The 16,393-nt window shown below is 36.0% G+C and carries 12 protein-coding genes and 1 pseudogene; 5 read left to right on the top strand and 8 right to left on the bottom strand.

All coding sequences use genetic code 11. The annotated features are described in order from the left end of the window. Positions 1-1,213 precede the first annotated feature (1,213 nt). Together BW942_RS21855 and BW942_RS16675 are read right to left on the bottom strand one after the other, a co-directional pair. Positions 1,214-2,145 (bottom strand): annotated as a pseudogene (locus BW942_RS21855) (Fic family protein). A 369-nt stretch (positions 2,146-2,514) separates the two neighbouring features. Then, complete coding sequence (locus tag BW942_RS16675) at positions 2,515-2,862, bottom strand: Hpt domain-containing protein (protein ID WP_000959560.1); 348 nt, start codon at positions 2,860-2,862, stop codon at positions 2,515-2,517. A gap of 145 nt (positions 2,863-3,007) precedes the next feature. Between BW942_RS16675 and lpxA the strand changes: the two genes are divergently transcribed. Continuing rightward, positions 3,008-3,787 (top strand): acyl-ACP--UDP-N-acetylglucosamine O-acyltransferase, encoded by a 780-nt coding sequence (lpxA, locus tag BW942_RS16670; protein WP_000690880.1) that lies wholly within the window; start codon positions 3,008-3,010, stop codon positions 3,785-3,787. A 5-nt stretch (positions 3,788-3,792) separates the two neighbouring features. Continuing rightward, on the top strand, positions 3,793-4,755 hold the full coding sequence (galE, locus tag BW942_RS16665; RefSeq protein WP_001984071.1) for a UDP-glucose 4-epimerase GalE: 963 nt from the start codon (positions 3,793-3,795) through the stop codon (positions 4,753-4,755). Here the strand turns inward: galE and BW942_RS16660 are convergent, their stop codons facing one another. Beyond that, complete coding sequence (locus BW942_RS16660) at positions 4,756-5,490, bottom strand: M15 family metallopeptidase (RefSeq protein WP_000836548.1); 735 nt, start codon at positions 5,488-5,490, stop codon at positions 4,756-4,758. It lies immediately after the preceding gene. A 200-nt stretch (positions 5,491-5,690) separates the two neighbouring features. On the opposite strand from BW942_RS16660, the gene BW942_RS16655 reads away from it, so the two are divergent. Continuing rightward, positions 5,691-6,038 carry a TIGR04452 family lipoprotein gene (locus BW942_RS16655; protein ID WP_000726214.1) on the top strand — a complete coding sequence of 116 codons (348 nt, stop codon included), beginning with the start codon at positions 5,691-5,693 and terminating at the stop codon, positions 6,036-6,038. A 1,475-nt stretch (positions 6,039-7,513) separates the two neighbouring features. Here BW942_RS16655 and recG read toward each other — a convergent pair. The 5 genes from recG to BW942_RS16630 form a co-directional block, all read right to left on the bottom strand. Further along, positions 7,514-9,688, bottom strand: a complete 2,175-nt coding sequence (gene recG, locus BW942_RS16650) for an ATP-dependent DNA helicase RecG (RefSeq protein WP_000798669.1) — start codon at positions 9,686-9,688, stop codon at positions 7,514-7,516. Further along, the gene (locus BW942_RS16645; RefSeq protein ID WP_000145547.1) at positions 9,669-10,088 is read right to left on the bottom strand and encodes a hypothetical protein; all 420 of its coding nucleotides are present in this window, start codon (positions 10,086-10,088) and stop codon (positions 9,669-9,671) included. Before BW942_RS16645 ends, recG begins: the two co-directional genes overlap by 20 nt. Then, a complete protein-coding gene (locus BW942_RS16640; RefSeq protein ID WP_000155756.1) occupies positions 10,085-10,762 on the bottom strand; it encodes a hypothetical protein in 678 nt (225 codons plus the stop codon). Before BW942_RS16640 ends, BW942_RS16645 begins: the two co-directional genes overlap by 4 nt. Positions 10,763-10,764: 2 nt before the next feature. Next, on the bottom strand, positions 10,765-11,766 hold the full coding sequence (locus BW942_RS16635) for a metallophosphoesterase family protein (protein WP_000692533.1): 1,002 nt from the start codon (positions 11,764-11,766) through the stop codon (positions 10,765-10,767). 111 nt (positions 11,767-11,877) lie between these two features. Then, entirely contained in the window at positions 11,878-12,564 is a 687-nt protein-coding gene (locus BW942_RS16630; protein ID WP_000886252.1) for a hypothetical protein, read from the bottom strand. A 128-nt stretch (positions 12,565-12,692) separates the two neighbouring features. Here BW942_RS16630 and BW942_RS16625 point away from each other — a divergent pair, with 128 nt between their 5' ends. Next, entirely contained in the window at positions 12,693-13,700 is a 1,008-nt protein-coding gene (locus BW942_RS16625; protein ID WP_000690432.1) for an NAD(P)H-dependent glycerol-3-phosphate dehydrogenase, read from the top strand. Between the two features lie 5 nt (positions 13,701-13,705). After that, on the top strand, positions 13,706-16,291 hold the full coding sequence (locus BW942_RS16620) for a tetratricopeptide repeat protein (RefSeq protein WP_000803603.1): 2,586 nt from the start codon (positions 13,706-13,708) through the stop codon (positions 16,289-16,291). The last annotated feature ends 102 nt before the right edge of the window (positions 16,292-16,393 follow it).

Here is a 16,393-nt window from a genome sequence, read left to right as displayed (position 1 = left end):
TTTCCGAATTGATTCGAACAACCTCTATACTTTTCTTTCCACAATCGACTCCTACATACTTGACTTCTTGACTTTCCATTTCTTTTCTCCTAAAATGAAAGAGGCGGAAGGACTTAACAAAGTCGGGTGATAACACCAGCACTCCCATCGAGCGATTCGTAAAGAGCGAGATGTTGAGTTTCCTACGCGGTCGACTTTGTTGAGTCGCCACACTTTGGTTTGCGGTGGCCGATTTAGATTCATCTATGGATCGGGGTCTTACAAAGCCCTAACGCTACGACCCATAGGAAGTAGCGTTATTGAGTTACGAGAGCGATCAATTTGCCACCGGCCTTCTTGACTCCGTCGATTCAAGAGTATCACACTTCGACTTGTCTTACGTCCAAGAATCATACTAATCTATGAATCGCGTTGTGGGGTGGGAACTAAGTTTTACAGAGGATTTGTCGTAATTCCGACAGATCTATATTGAGATCAAATATTTGTGGGGTTGGTTATGGTGCCTTCAGGCTCGCGGATTTCCGCTCGTTCTCTTCGAGAACGCTTTGCGCCTTTCGGCCCACTCACGCACGAGGGAAACAGCGGTCGGAACTACGTCCGCTTTGATGATATTTGGGTTTTGTTAGTTCCCACAAAGTTGGAAGAAAATTTATGAGCCTGTCCCAAAAATTGTCCAATATGGAAACTCATACAAAAATTTGATGTTACTAAACTACTTAAAAGTTTGTAAATTCTCAAATGTGGTTTTTGTAGGAACTACTACATTTTATTAAAAATTTCTAAAGAATGATCGCGTGAAATTCTTTGAGGTTTTGGGATAAACTTTATGTTTTTAATAGTGATTCGTATTTTATTGGCGGTTGTGGTTAGTATCGTGGGTAACATGATGATTTGCCAACTACAAACTCCAAAAGTGTATTTTAACGCTTCTCGATCCGGAGTTTTCAAGTACTCTCATGATTATACTTCGAATGCTATTAAGCAACTTAGGATCGAATATGAGGACAACAAATTGTTCCAATCATTAAAAATTATGAATATATAAGAATTACACAGGAAGCTGGCAAGTTTGTGATCGAAGATTTTCATTCGAACGTAAAAAGTATCAATGTTATTTACGACCTTCAATACGATAGCCCCGCTCCGTCTATGTTTCACAAAGAAAAAACGATTTTTATCGATTGATCGGTTTCAAAAAAGATGGGATTGAAAGTTATTTCTTCTTGGGATTTATCTCTTCTATGTAAGTTTCAACCGCTGAAATCGTAGTCACCCAGTTCCTGTTGAATTTAACGGCGGATAATTTCCCAGTCTTTGCTAAAAACGAAAGATATTCCAAAGAGTAATCGCAGTGTTTTGTTGCTTCCTTCAGACTGATATACCCTTGTTTGCCTTTTGAAGTGTCTTGCTTAAGCGAATTCAAATAAATGATTAAAGATCTTTCGATGGACCTTCCTACAAAATCCAGGAAATCTTCGGGTTTACCACGATCCGCTTCTTTGAATACTCTATAATATTTTTTTCTATCCAAATGCATAATGACGGCGGGCGGATATCCTTCCCTCATTAAAATCAGATTCATAAGTAATCGAGCGGTTCTTCCGTTCCCATCAATGAACGGATGGATAAAAACGAGTTTGTAATGAAACCAAGACGCAAGTTCGGGAACGGATATTTTTTTTTGTTACGATAAAACCATTCCACTAATTCTTGAATCAAATCGTAGACTTTAGCCGCGTTTGGAGGAATATGCGAGGCGCCCGTAATGCGGACATTCGTTCTTCTAAAAACACCCGCTTCCTCGTCGTCGATGTTTTTAAGAATAAGCCCGTGAATCTCACGAATCAAATCGATGGAAATATCTTTTTTTTTCTTGATTGTGTTTTCGATGAAATCGATTCCCTCTTTATGATTCAGAACTTCGAAATGTTCGCGAAGACTTTTATTTCCTATTGTAATCCCTTGTCTTAACACCAAATCGGTTTCGTGTAGGCTGAGGGTGTTTCCTTCGATTGCGTTGGAATTATAAGTCCATTCTAAAAAGAACTGTTCCCGCAATTTTTCCAAAATCGACTTGGAAAGCGGACGCAACCTATCTAATTCCTTTTTCTTTCCTTCGATACTTTGGAATAATTTTTGATTCATATCGGATATGTAAATAATAGAGATATCCGATATGAATCAATGATTTATTTTCAATCAGAAGGCGGAATGAACATTCGAATTCGAACGATTTTTTCCTTATACGCCGTTGCAGTTTCAAAGTTTTCGTTCAAACGTATTCAAATTGTTGAATTGATTCTCTCGAATTGGCGCTCGATCCAATATTCTTAAGAAATAAGGATTTCATTGAGTAAGTCCAAGTTATAAAATTAGCAAATTGATAATTCCATCAAGAGTGATTCAAGACTTAGATGGATTACTTCTATCTTTCTAAAGAAGATTTGAAAAAAACTGGATCAAGATGTCCGCAATCTGAAATCGGATAAAAATTTTCTTTCCTAAACAGTCGTATTAAATTCCAAATTTCTTCTTCAACTCCTCTTTGGTCGATTTCCAAATCTCCGGTATTTTAAGAGTTAATATATAAGACACATTGGCATCTCCGGATTTCAATTTTTGTTCTGCTTCTGCAACCAAAGCTCTTAAGTCTTCCAATCCGAAATTAGCAGAAACACCTTTGGTTTGATGAAGTTCAGCTTGAAGTTCAGCGTCTTTTTTTTCTTTCGTAAAATGAGCGATATTATTAACTCGAACTTCCATGTTCGTAAGAAGGGATTCGACCATTTCCCTGAGCCAAGCGGCTTCTTCTTCATCGTCTCCTTGCTTCAAAGAATCTAGTCTATTCCAGTCCACAAGCATCTTTGCGACCTCATCTAAGTTTTTCCTTTTTTCGCGTTAAAAAAAGCTACTTTCCAGTAATATTACTCTTATTCAAGACATCTTTAAAAGCTTGAATAAAAAAGCAGAGTCAATTTTTGTATTTTAGAGCCTGTGCGAGGTTTAAATGAAAATACATCCGACTGCTATTATCGATCCAAAGGCGGAACTACATGAGTCCGTAGAGGTTGGTCCTTATTCTATTATCGAAGGGAATGTTTCGATTCAAGAAGGTACTATAATCGAAGGACATGTAAAAATTTGTGCTGGTTCCGAAATTGGAAAATTCAATCGTTTTCACCAAGGTGCAGTGATCGGAGTGATGCCTCAGGATTTGGGATTTAATCAACAACTTTTAACTAAAACTGTTATTGGTGATCATAATATTTTTCGAGAATATTCTAACATTCATAAGGGAACAAAAGAAGATTCTCCGACTGTGATCGGAAATAAAAACTACTTTATGGGAAATTCTCACGTAGGTCACGATTGTATTCTAGGAAATAATAATATTTTGACACACGGGGCGGTGTTGGCCGGTCACGTGACTCTGGGTAATTTTGCGTTTATTTCGGGACTTGTTGCTGTACATCAGTTTTGTTTTGTCGGAGATTACTCAATGGTTGCAGGACTTGCAAAGGTCGTTCAAGACGTTCCTCCTTATTCCACAGTGGACGGAAATCCAAGTACTGTCGTGGGACTAAACAGCGTGGGAATGAAACGAGCCGGTTTTTCTCCGGAAGTAAGAAACGCGATTAAACACGCTTATAAAGTTATTTATCATTCCGGAATTTCGACAAGAAAAGCTTTGGACGAATTGGAAGCTTCTGGAAACTTAATTGAACAAGTTAAGTATATTATAAAATTCTTTAGAGATAGTGATCGGGGAGTTACAAATCACAGGTGAGGTTATTGATTACCGGAGGCGCCGGTTATATAGGAAGTCACGTAGTTGCCCTTCTTCTTGAAAAAAAACACGAACTTGTAATCGTAGATAATCTAGAAAAAGGGAACAGATCTAATCTTTTTTCTGAAACACAATTGATTCAGGGGAATATCCAAGACGAATCTGTGTTGGAAAATGCATTTTCAAAACCTATCGACGCGGTTTTTCATTTTGCTGCATGGAAGGCTGCGGGCGAATCTATGACCGATCCTTCTAAATATGCTCTGAATAATATCAACGGAACTCTCAAACTTCTTACTTTTATGGAAAAGGCCGGAACGAATCAGTTTATCTTTTCTTCCTCGGCGGCTGTTTATGGTTCTCCGGAATATCTTCCTATTGATGAGAAACACCCCGTTCGTCCGGAAAATTATTACGGTTATACAAAACTTGCGATCGAACAGAATTTAAAATGGTACGAAACTCTCAAAGGATTTAAATTTGCTGCATTACGTTATTTTAATGCTGCTGGTTATGATCCAAAAGGAAGAGTTCGAGGATTAGAAAGAACTCCTGCAAATCTTCTTCCTATTATTATGGAAGCCGCAGTAGGGATAAGAAAAGATTTTGAGGTGTTTGGCACGGATTATGAAACTCCGGATGGAAGTTGTGTACGCGATTATATTCATGTGACCGACTTGGCAAAGGCGCACGTTTTGAGTTTGGATTATCTAGATTCTGAAAAGAAATCTCTCACGGTCAATTTAGGTTCTGAAAAGGGATATTCCGTTTTAGAAATGGTTCGTCTTGCGGAGGAGGTGGTCGGAAGATCGATTCCTCATAAAATTTCGGGAAGAAGGGCTGGAGATCCCGCAAAACTTTTGGCTTCTTCTGCAATGGCTCAACGTTTATTACAATGGGTCCCAGAATACAGTGAGGCCAAAACACTTCTTAAAACGATGTGGGACGTATATCAAAATCCGGCTTAGTCAACGAATTGATTTACATTCTGGATTGATCGAAGTCACGTATTCCAAGGGAAGGTTTTGTAAAAATTCTCCTCCTGAAAATTTTCCTTTAAATTGAATTCTTCCTTCTTGAAATAATCGAACCCAGTCTTCTTGTAATTTGTTCGAAATTGGCGCGTAAGACCAGTGCCATTTTTCTTCTTTGTAACCTTTGTTTCCTCTTGAAGATTTAGGTGTATAAGGCTGGCAAAATCCGAAACGTTTTGCGTTTTTAAACATCCAATTATAAAATTTTTCTCCCTTACCTCCTTTTTCAAAATAAGAATTTTCTAATGCATTTAGGTCTACGTCCGTTCCCCAATGATGTCTCGAGGTTCCGGGAGCGCTTGAAAATTCTAAGATCAAAGAGATGATTTCTTGAGGGGTTTTTCCTTTTACGGATTCTCGCATTTTCCTTTTTCCGGAATACTTTTCTTCCCAGATTCCCTTTTGATCTTTAAAAGAGCGAAATGCAGATACGATAAACGGTTTTTGCTTTTCGCTTGGATTTTCTCTTTGATAAGCTTGAAACAATTCCAAAAGTTTCTCTAAAACTTCTTTTCTAAGATAATGAATTCTAGTTTCTCCCGGATTGGAATAGGAAATTAATATCGATTCTTGTTTGAAGTCTCCTAAGACGTAGGCTTCGTTTGACGTTTGTGAAAAAATCTTATTTTGAAATAAGAAAATCAAAATTAGGAACCATATACTTTTCATATCTATCGTCAGAATGTAAAATTGAAAGTCTCTTGCAATGGGTTTTTGAAGGAAATCATTTTCAAAATTTGGGGATTCAATTTATAGGATTCTGTTGGAATTCGTCCATATAAGGGTTGAAATATTCTCGAATACGGTATGTTTGGTGAATCCGCGATTCCGAGCTTTCTAGTTCGGATAACATATAGGAGATTTTTTCAATGAAAAAAAAATTTATCATTTTTCTGATTCCTTTTTTGTTATTAACGAATTGTTTTCTTTTTGATACGGCGGGTTTTTCCGTTCCGGATGCCGTTTCTGGAAAAGAGGCAAAAGACCAAATTCTTACAAGCGCTCTGATCGGAGCGGCCATATCTCCAGACGATACTGCGGTTCTTGCATTATTAGCTCCCGAACTTGCAAAGGTGGAAGAGGATCGTTATTATAACAAAGCCGACGTGGATGATTGTGCGAATTTTGCTATGATTATCAATTTGGTTACGATCAATATCGGAGGTTTTACCTGTAATTTGGAACCGAGAGAATATATTTTTAAGTATGTTTATTGACGGTTATATTTTGTAGATTAAACAACATAAGAATTTGTCGGCTATCTGGGTAGATTCTTATGTTGTTTGATAAGGTGAAATAATTTTGAGATATGCTTGTAAGTTCAATTAATTTATTGAATCAGCATTAAATGGAAAGTTCTTATGGAAGATACATAAGCACCTTCACAATCGAAAGCAAGACTCAGGGAAATCGTTTAGTTAGTTTTATTTCTGATTATTTTTTATCTTATAAGTTCGATGTGATTTTTTACAGTAGTTAATTTTTTGAATATTCAATTTTTATTGTTAGATTTAAATTCATAAATAATACCATTTTTTATTATAGAAAATTAAAACAAATTTGAAATTTCTAATATCGTTTCAAGATTAATGTTGATTTGGTATAAATAAATTTTATGAAATTTAGAATAGAGTTGTTGAAAAATCCCCTAGTTCCGATTAACAAAACTGCTTTAATTGCCCGTTTCCATAAAATAGAAACAGATGGAGAATTAATTTTTCAACAATTCTAATATAGGAATTTCCTCAAAAAAGCTATAAGAGTTTAATTCAATTGTGGGAACTAGTACGAGATATTTTTCTAAACTGTAGAGGTTCTTACAAAACTTTGTATTGAAGTTAAACCATTGTGTTGTAAGTAATTTGGTCGAATTTTTTAATTGAATATTACTTTAACGTGTATTAGGTGTAAAAAAATTGAAAAGAACATTTAAGATGAGTAAAGGAAAATTAAACATTTTAGATTTGGATTTGCAGATAAAATAACGTGAATTCGATATAACCAATGGAAAGCGATGTGTTGATAGGACGCAAAATTGAGTTTGAAAAACTCAGTGAAACGTTTTAGGTCCCGAGCAGTTCATTATGAAATTTGCAAACGATTCGTTAAGATTTTCTTATGTCAAACTCACGTAGGCTATTGTAGTTCCCACGGATTAGATTGCATTTGTTTTTTGTGGACTTTTCAGTAGGTTATCTTACTAGTAATTTTTTTAAAAAATTATCAGAGATTGTCCAAAAACCTTAAAGAAGTTTTACGTGATCATTCTTTAGATATTTTTAATAAAATGCAGTAGTTCCTACAAATTACGTCGCATTCGATAGTTTACGAACTTTCAAGCAGCTCTCGTGTAGTTAAATTTTCGCATTAATGATCTCTGTAAAATTGAGTACCGTTAATTTTATCACAAAACACTGATTTCATGCAAAATATTAGGTACTTTATTATATAGTTATGGGTAGTTTCCATATTTTTGTGAAACTCAATTTCACTTCCTGAATGCCAGAGGCATTCACTGAGTTTTTCGTCTCGCTTCTATGGTCGCTCTGCAGGTCGGTTTTAGTTTTGGAACAAGTTCAAAAAAATTTTGATTGAGATGTTGACCACAAAACAGCGATTTGATGCAGAAATTTGATTAATTGTTTTTTTAGATTTTATAGAGGTTCTCTTAAGCAGAAAATATACTATTTATCTAATTTGAAAACAACAGTCTTCCTTCACTAAATCTACCTCGAATTTCCTCTTTTTCCAAGTCGCCCGGATTTCCAAATAAGGTCGCGTCTTCTCTAGTCAGTTCTATTAGATTGGAATCTTTTCTTAAGTCTGCAATTTTAAAATCTGGAAGACCACTTTGACGAACTCCCATCAATTCACCCGGACCTCGTAATTGAAGGTCGATTTCGGATAACGCAAATCCGTCAGAAAAATTTACCATTGCTTCTAATCTGACCTTTGCGTCTTCTGTAACTTTGGAATCTGTCATTAAAATACAAAAGCTTTCTTGATCTCCTCTACCTACACGTCCTCTCAGCTGATGTAGTTGGGAAATACCAAAACGATCCGCGTGTTCGATCACCATAACGGTCGAGTTCGGTACATCGATTCCGACTTCGATCACGGTCGTAGAAACTAAAATCTGAATTCTATTTTTGGAGAATTCTCGCATAACACGATCTTTTTCTTCCACTTCCATTTTACCGTGAACAAGTCCCACTTCGAAGTCAGGAAAGATTTCGTGCTTCAAATATTCATAAGCCTCGATACAAGACTTAAGATCTACTTTTTCCGATTCTTCCACCAATGGATAAACGATATAACATTGTCTGCCGGAGGAAACGTATTTACGAATGGATTTATAGATTCCTTCTCTTCGATCTTCCTGAAACCATTTTGTTTGAATCGGCATTCTACCTTTGGGTTTGGATTTGATCGTTAAAAGATCCAAGTCTCCGTAAAGGGTTAAACAAAGAGTCCTAGGAATCGGGGTTGCCGTCATGGCGAGAATGTCAGGGTTCTTTCCTTTAGAACGGAGAGTTTCTCTTTGATCCACTCCGAACTTATGTTGTTCATCTATGATCACAAGACCTAACTCAGAAAAGTAAACGTCTTCTTGAAAAACACTGTGTGTTCCAATGACAAATAACGTGTCTCCTTTTTTAATTCTATAGAGTTTTTCGTATCTGTTTTTTTTAGGTTCTTTGCCAACTAAAAGTTCGATTCCTAAAAAAGGCATGTTACCTAAAAAAGAAAGAATGGTCTGGTAGTGTTGTCTTGCGAGAATTTCAGTCGGTGCAACCATACACACTTGAATTTGGTTATCTATATAACGCAAAGCAGTCAAAAGAGCAACTAACGTCTTTCCAGAACCTACGTCACCTTGTAAAAGAACGGCGATCGGTTGTTCTTTATTTGTAAGTTCCTTAATTTTTTGAAGCGCCGAGTTTTGATCTTCTGTAAGTTGAAACGGAAGATTTTTACGAACTTTGTTTGCGGTTTCTGATTCCGGTAAAGGCCAAAGTACTCGTTTGATTTTTTCCCGTTCTTTCTTTTTATGTTCAATTAGAAGATTAAAATAAAATAATTCTTCATATTTCAATCTGTATTTCGCGGTGTCTAAAGAATTTTCATCCGTCGGAAAATGTATTTCTCGGTATGATTCTTCTCTTAGAATCAAACCTCTTCGTTTTACAATTTCGTTTGGAAGGATTTCCGGAATTTTACCTTTTAATTTTTCCAACGCGGAATAAAGAATTTTACGAAAACCTCTGGAATCAAGACCTTCCGATTTGAGAACTTCACCTGAAGGATATAAAGGAATGATTCTACCTGCATGGATCATTTCAGGAAGTTCTGACAATTCTTCTTCCGGTTCTTGCTCCTGTTTTTTCTTTTTAGAACCAGTCGAACTTATAGGATAAGTAGTTTTGATCGCACTCGTTAAAATTTCATAGTCTGGATGGATCAGTTGAAAACCTCGGAAGTATTCCAATTTTCCTGTGGCGACTAACGTGGTTCCTGGTTGAAATATTTTTTGAAAAAAATTAACACCACGAAAAAACACGATCGAAATCCTTTCGTTGTTTCTGGTTTTAGTACCGACTACAAGTCTGGATTTTTTACCGTGTGCAAGGTATGCGTCTATAACCTCTACGATTAAGGTTACGGTTTCGCCGGTTTTTAAAAGTACGTTGTCGGTTAGGTTTCTATCTAAGTATCTTCTCGGAAAAAAGTTGAGAAGGTCTTGTAAGGTATCAATTCCTATGGACGCAAGCGCTGCCGCCTTGGAAGGACCAACTCCTTTGATTACTGTTACAGGTAAAAGAAGTCCGTTGCTTTGGGTTTCAGTTTTAGAGACCGAGTTCTTCATCGTTGATTGGCGTTGGAGTCCATTCCGGATCGGGAATTTCAGAAGATACCAAATTTCGATTTTCCGTTTCTTCTTCTAATCCAAGATAACAATATCTACAGCCGTAAATTCTAGCGTGTCTTTTGATACCGGGAGAAGGAGGTTCCGAAATGATGGCGTATAAATATTCTGTTTTTTGCAAGTATTTTCCGCAAACCGGACAAATTCTAGGTTTGGGAAGATTAGAATCCCAATTTTTGCCATAAACTTTTTTAGGATCTCCATAATCTTTTGACACTCCATTTTCTAAGTCTCTTTTTTTTTCGGATTTGTCTATTCTTCTGGTATCGACCGAATAAAGAAGATGAAAAAAAACCGCAGCCACTCCTAAACATAACATCACGGTTAAAAAACCAGTCATTGTTTTAAGTAGTCCTTAATTTTTGCGGCCATCGTAGAGGGAAGTCCAATTCCTTTGTCTTGCAATCTGTGGGAATATTTATGAAATGAATACGTATGTTGTGAAGTTTGAACGATTCCGTCGAAACAATGTTCGATCGATTCTTCTAAGGATTTACTTAAAGAAATATTAGAAGCGATCTGTTGTTCGTATTTTCTCAACAACTTGCGATTTACACCTCTGCAAATCGATCGATAGAAACAAAATCGAATTACCATTTCTGAATCGGAATGTCCGTTCAAAATATCTTCTTCCAGTTGATTGAGATTGATACAGTCTACAATTTCTAATTTATAGGCTTCGGTATTGTGTTCGTAGGTTACAAGATTCATAAACAAATGTTTAAATAAGGAGATCTTATAACAATCTTCCATGCCACATTCGCCCATTTTAGAATTTTCACATTGAGTGTACATTACAATATCCGTATCCGATTCTGCGGTCGCCTGACCAAAGTTAAGCGAACCTAAAATGTCGAACGCGACCACGTCTCCTCCAAAGTTGATTAATTTGGAAAATTTTTTAAAGTCTTCGATTCTTTCTCGAGAGACTGTAGTTTCATGGGATCGGAAATATCTTTTTAATCCTGTAAACTTTTGGATGGTGGGATTATTTTTAAAACCTGAGATCGTCATTGTTAGACTCTCACAAAATCTTCTGTAGATACCTCCGAATCTTGGCTTACAAACGTAACCGAAGGAACATTCCCCTTACAATCTACTTCCATTAAGAGGCGAATTTTGTGGTCCACCAGTCTATTCAATTTTACGGTTTCCACAAGCCCATTTTCTAAAAATATTTCTGAGAAAAATCCGCCTGGTTGAAAGCCAAAAACGGAATCCACGGCGCCGAAGTTGGAAGGATTTAAAAAAACGGTTTTCCCTTTTTTGATAATACCTTGGTCTTCGTGAACGTGCCCTGAAACAACAAGAGAAGGGTTGTATTCGTCTAAGTATCTTCTAATTCCTTGAGAACCTACGTTTCCATAATTCGGAATTTTATCTAAAAATCCATAAGGAGGATTATGAATGACTACTATGTCTGGTTGTTCTTCTTTGAAAAAATCTTCCGGTTCGCTATAACTCTTACCATTACGATTGTATTCGTGAAACTTAACCGCCAATTTTTCCGGAATTCCGGAAGTAAGAATCGGAGCGCCACCATAACCTGCAAACTTATAACCGTCTTGTTCAAAAGTTTTTCTATGAATATCTCTTTCATACAAAGCGCTGTATTGAAGATCTATATCATAGTTGCCTGGAAGAACTCTTACCGGAGCTCTGGAATATTTTTGTATAATGATTTCAATGAGTTCGTATTTTTCCTTCATCGTTTTGGCTGCTTGATGAAACAGACTTCTGTATTCTTTAGATTTTTCTACTATATCAGGACTGTATTTTTCGGGAAAACGGATTGCTCTCGTAGCATAATCGTAAGCGTTGATCTCTTCCTTTTGGTCTTGAGAGATACGATACATTTCTTCTTGGATTGTACAGAATTCTATAATACGATCTGTACTAAAGAAAGCCTTATAAATAATATCTCCAGAGAATAGATATAAGTCTGCAGTCGTTTGTTGTAGAATTTCCTTTAAGCCTCTTAAGCCGTCGTGAATATCGGTCAAGTAGATGATCTTCATTGGAATCGATCCGGAGTTGCCGTCTCTTTTATACTACAATTTTATAATGAAAAAGAAAGCTATAAACTCAATTTAGAAATAGGTTATGGAATTGTCCAATCTTTCTAAAAATTAGTCTCTCCAAAGGAGTAGAAGTGAGTCTTGATTTTCTGAAATGGGTTCGATTCGGATGTATTCCGGACCAAAAAAATCTAAAAGAGGTTTTAAAATGGTTCCTGATCTTACAAATAAGAATACGTTTCCTTTTTCCGGAATTACTTTTTGAATAGTGATTTTACCGGCGAGATCCGGAATTTCCGAAAGAAAATAATCTATGTTTACAGTGATAACATTTCGAATCCCTGTTAGACGAAGAATTTCTGGAATTTCCTCGACGATAGTTTCTAAAATCAATCTTCTATGAAATTGAAATATTTTAGAAAAAATGCGGATAGGGTCCAACTTTATTGGAGTATGACTGAACAAACGAAAGGAATGAATTTGAAAACGAACCTGATTTTGAATCACTTTAACTGGAATTAGTCTAACGTTGTAATCTACAAATTCAGTTTTTAAAAATCGGGACCAGAATAAACCTTGGATCGAAAAATGTCCCGTTAAAATCAAAACTCCGTTTTCAGAATCAAACTCGAGAGATTCTAAAGGATCGTCTGATTCAGAAATTTTTTTCTTCAAAATTTTATTTAAAGAATGAAGTTTAACCGTGATCTTATAATTGCTCTTTTGGTTTTCTTTTGCAAAAGGATGTCCGGTAAAAAAATCAAAAGGATTGAAGATGAGTTTCCTCAAATCGAGCATGGGAGATCAAAAATAGTTTGCGGGTAAAGAAGAGTAAACTAAATTATTAATTCCAAGTTGGGAACGGTTGTTTCGAAATTGTTTGGTAGAAAAATTTTTTCGATTTTAACCTCACATGAGGAGTTTACATGAAAATTGGAGTGATCGGATCGGGAAGTTTTGGAACCGCGTTGGGAAGTCTTCTTGCGGATAAAGGTTATGAAGTTACTCTCTGGTGTAGAAATGATTCTCAAGTTGAAAGTATCAATCGCAATCATATCAATAACAAACATCTTCCTAATTTTACTCTACCGGAAAAACTCACAGCAAGTAAGGATCTGAGAAACGTAGTTCAAGGAAAAGATATGATCGTATCTTCTCCACCTTCTCATGCGCTAAGTGAAGTTTTAAGAGAAATCAAAGAATATTTACCAGAAAAAGTCCCTATCGTTTCCGCGAGTAAGGGAATTGAAAATGGAACGTTACGTCTTGTTTCCGAAATTTTTGAATCGGAACTTCCCGAAAAATATCATTCTTATCTTTCGTATTTATCTGGACCTTCTTTTGCAAAAGAGATTATCCAAAAAGTACCGACCATTGTAAGTATTGCTTCTAAAAACGAAACGACCGCACGTAAGGTTCAGGAAATATTCAGTTTTTTGTATTTTCGAACGTATTGGACTCCGGACGTGATCGGAGTAGAAGTGGGAGGTTCTCTGAAGAATGTGATCGCTTTGGCTGCGGGCGTAAGTGATGGATTAGGTTTTGGACAAAATACAAGAGCTGCTTTGATTACAAGAGGTTTGAATGAAATTACAAAAATAGGTTTGAAGTTGGGAGCTGATCCGATGACTTTTCTAGGACCTTCTGGAATGGGAGATTTGATTTTGACTTGTTGTGGAGAACAATCTAGAAATCGTACCGTAGGGTTTCGATTAGGTAAGGGAGAAACCTTGGAACAAATTCTTTCTAGCATGAACGAAGTTGCCGAAGGGGTAAAGACTACTCAAAGCGCGTATGAGTTATCACAGAAGTTGGGAATAGAAATGGCGATTACAAATGAAGTTTATAAAATGCTTTACGAAGGTAAGAATCCAAGAGAAGTTGTGAAAGACCTTATGAAGCGCGATCTTAAAAGAGAGGGCGTTTCAGTCTGATCACTTTGAAACCTCTTTCCTTTAAATTTCATCTTTGTTTGGTTTTGAGTCTTGTATCTTTTAATTCGATTTCGACTCAAACTAAGCAGGAGTTTGGATGGGCCAAAAGTTCAGAAGGTTTTTCCTTCAATTTAAATGGAAGAACTGTATTTCAATCCAAAGATGAAATTAGATCCTTTCCCGAAAATCTCACACTTTTAGAAAAAGCGGATTATCTATTTTTTGCGGGGGAATATTTTATTCTCAACAAAGATGTGCGTCGATATGAATCTTTGTTAAAACTGACCGAAAACGCAGAAAGTGAACTCGTGTTAGGCGGAATTTTTCTAAGAATATTCAAAGAATTGAATTTTAATTCCAAGGAATCTTCCCGCAATCTGTTGATTCAATTTTTCAAGAACGAAAGTTCTCCGTATCTTAAGGAATTAGCGGAAGGATTTGATCTTTCCGTATTTGAAAAAAAAAATCCAGAAAATCTAAAGTGTTCCAGAAAAGTTGTATATTATTCTCTTTGTAAAACCCTACGTCTAAAAAAATATCTTTCTGATTTTTCTCCAAAAGCAAAATCCCACGAAAGGGAATATCTAAATTTAAACAGAACTCTCGCACCGTTTTTAGAAGATCCGGAACTGAAATACATTCCTTTTTTAAGTAATATGATTTATAATATCGCCGATCAGCTCGCGGAATTGGGACTTTCCAGAGAAGCGGTTCATTTTCAGAAAATTCTAATCATCTCCGAAAATTTAAGCGGTAGAATCATAGGATATTCTTATGAAAAACTCGCTTATTATTATTTAATCGGAGGAGATCTAGTTTCTGCTGAAAAAGTATTGGATTATATTCTTAAGTATCATCCAGATATAAGGACTTCTTATAAAAATAATCTTTATCTAAAGTTAGGCACCATTGCTTATCTCAATCAAGAATATAAAAAATCTCTAGATTACTATTTAAACTTAGATTTTTTAGAATGGTCATCTACGATTTTAAATCCGTTTTTAGGAGAACCAATTTCGATCAACAGTGCTAGGGATTTGATTTCGATGGCGATTTGGAGATCTAAAAGTTCCTTTAAGGCTGTAGATGCACTCAAGTCCGTTTCTACTCCTAAAAATCTGACCGAAGACGATTTATTTACACGTCTTCGAATTGTACAAATTTTGATGAATGATGAACCAGATGTTGCGGGAAAGATGGCAACCGAAATTACTTTTCTGGCTCAAAGTAAGGGATGGAAAAGAGTAGAGTACGCCTCTACCTTGTTAAACGGATTTATTCATTATAAAAAGAACGATCTTAGAAAAGCGATCATAGAGTTTACAAAAGCGTATGGAATTTTAAGAACTACGGACCCAATTTATACAGAAGAATGGATTCGACTTACAGGTTTGTTTTATTCTCATAAGGAATCTAAATCTTTAAAGACGGTCAAGGGCGCTTTGGATCAAGCCGTCTCAATTATGATTCTTAGAAGACCGGATGATATGCTTCTTCAATTGAAAAATTATCTTCCTGTTGTCTACGGAGTTCGGGAATTTACGGATGCAGCGATCCAATATTATGCCGTTCACGGGCATACGATGGAGCTTTTAGGATTTTTATCCCGTTTAGAACAGAAAGAATCGATGGGAAATTCCGCTTATCCAAATACTCTCGTTTCTATCATCGATACGAGCCGAAGAATCTCTTCTTTTAGAGGATTTTATCCGGGACCCAAGGAACATTTGACTTCGGTCCGGTCCGAAATTCGCCAAACAGAAGTTATACGACTTTTAGAAGAATCCGATCCGTTCCGAAATCAAGAAATCAAAAAATCTCATATTCCAGTGTTAAGCGTTTTTGTAAGGGATAAAAGGACTTATGTATTTTGGAAACAAGGTAATTCTCAGGAGTTAGAACTCAAAGAGATTCCTTCCGAGTCTGCTTCTTCTTTTACCGTTCAAGTCGTATTAAAATCTTTAATTGAATCTTTATATAAAAAGGACAATGTTCAGATTTATCTAAACGTTTCCGGAATGGAATCTTTCGATTATCTTAAGAAAGAATTTCCAGAAATCGATTTTAGATTTTTTACTAGATTTAGTAAAAAGAACGATAATTTTAAATCGGAACGTATTTACGTTTGTGATTGTAATCATACAGATGATCTTCCAAATACCAATTTTGAAAAAGTTGCCTTCACATATTTTGAAGGAAATAAATTGTTAACTGGAAATCGTTCTATGATGATTTGGAATTTAAAAGTTGCGGATAATTCAGTTTCAAATTTAAACGAATATTCTTGGGGTTGTGGAGAAGAACAGATTCGTTTTTCGAGATTGCACAGGCGTTACGACTTTAGAAATACTCCTCAGAGGCTAATCTTTACAAGAGACTCTTTGAGTGGTAACGGTTGGAAAGGAAGATCTGAAGACTTTTTAGATTGGGTTTCTTTCTGGATCCATTCAGGGGTTTATAGAATGTACTATATTCCATCTTTGAACTTAAGTTCAGAATCGGACATAAAACTTTTGGAAAAAATTTCTCAAGAAACAAACGAACCAGAACCCTCGTTTCGAGGAATTAGAATTCGCAAACATATCGAATAAAGGTCGTTTTTCAAAACGTTAGTTCTATAAAATCTAATGTTTTTTTCTTTTAAACGATCGACATTTTTTGCCAATTCAAAGACTCTATCTTCCAGTAAGTCA

The sequence above is a fragment of the Leptospira interrogans genome, assembly GCF_900156205.1.
In the GTDB taxonomy this organism is placed as follows: domain Bacteria; phylum Spirochaetota; class Leptospiria; order Leptospirales; family Leptospiraceae; genus Leptospira; species Leptospira interrogans.
The sequence above is the reverse complement of the archived record's forward strand: the minus strand, read 5'-3'. Positions and strand labels throughout refer to the sequence as shown.

What these genes read in the sequence shown, in the direction of transcription:
- BW942_RS16675 (WP_000959560.1), bottom strand. Translation starts at nt 2,862, where the DNA reads ATGCTTGTGGACTGGAATAGACTAGATTCTTTGAAGCAAGGAGACGAT.
- lpxA (WP_000690880.1), top strand. Translation starts at nt 3,008, where the DNA reads ATGAAAATACATCCGACTGCTATTATCGATCCAAAGGCGGAACTACAT.
- BW942_RS16660 (WP_000836548.1), bottom strand. Translation starts at nt 5,490, where the DNA reads ATGAAAAGTATATGGTTCCTAATTTTGATTTTCTTATTTCAAAATAAG.
- BW942_RS16655 (WP_000726214.1), top strand. Translation starts at nt 5,691, where the DNA reads ATGAAAAAAAAATTTATCATTTTTCTGATTCCTTTTTTGTTATTAACG.
- recG (WP_000798669.1), bottom strand. Translation starts at nt 9,688, where the DNA reads ATGAAGAACTCGGTCTCTAAAACTGAAACCCAAAGCAACGGACTTCTT.
- BW942_RS16645 (WP_000145547.1), bottom strand. Translation starts at nt 10,088, where the DNA reads ATGACTGGTTTTTTAACCGTGATGTTATGTTTAGGAGTGGCTGCGGTT.
- BW942_RS16640 (WP_000155756.1), bottom strand. Translation starts at nt 10,762, where the DNA reads ATGACGATCTCAGGTTTTAAAAATAATCCCACCATCCAAAAGTTTACA.
- BW942_RS16635 (WP_000692533.1), bottom strand. Translation starts at nt 11,766, where the DNA reads ATGAAGATCATCTACTTGACCGATATTCACGACGGCTTAAGAGGCTTA.
- BW942_RS16630 (WP_000886252.1), bottom strand. Translation starts at nt 12,564, where the DNA reads ATGCTCGATTTGAGGAAACTCATCTTCAATCCTTTTGATTTTTTTACC.
- BW942_RS16625 (WP_000690432.1), top strand. Translation starts at nt 12,693, where the DNA reads ATGAAAATTGGAGTGATCGGATCGGGAAGTTTTGGAACCGCGTTGGGA.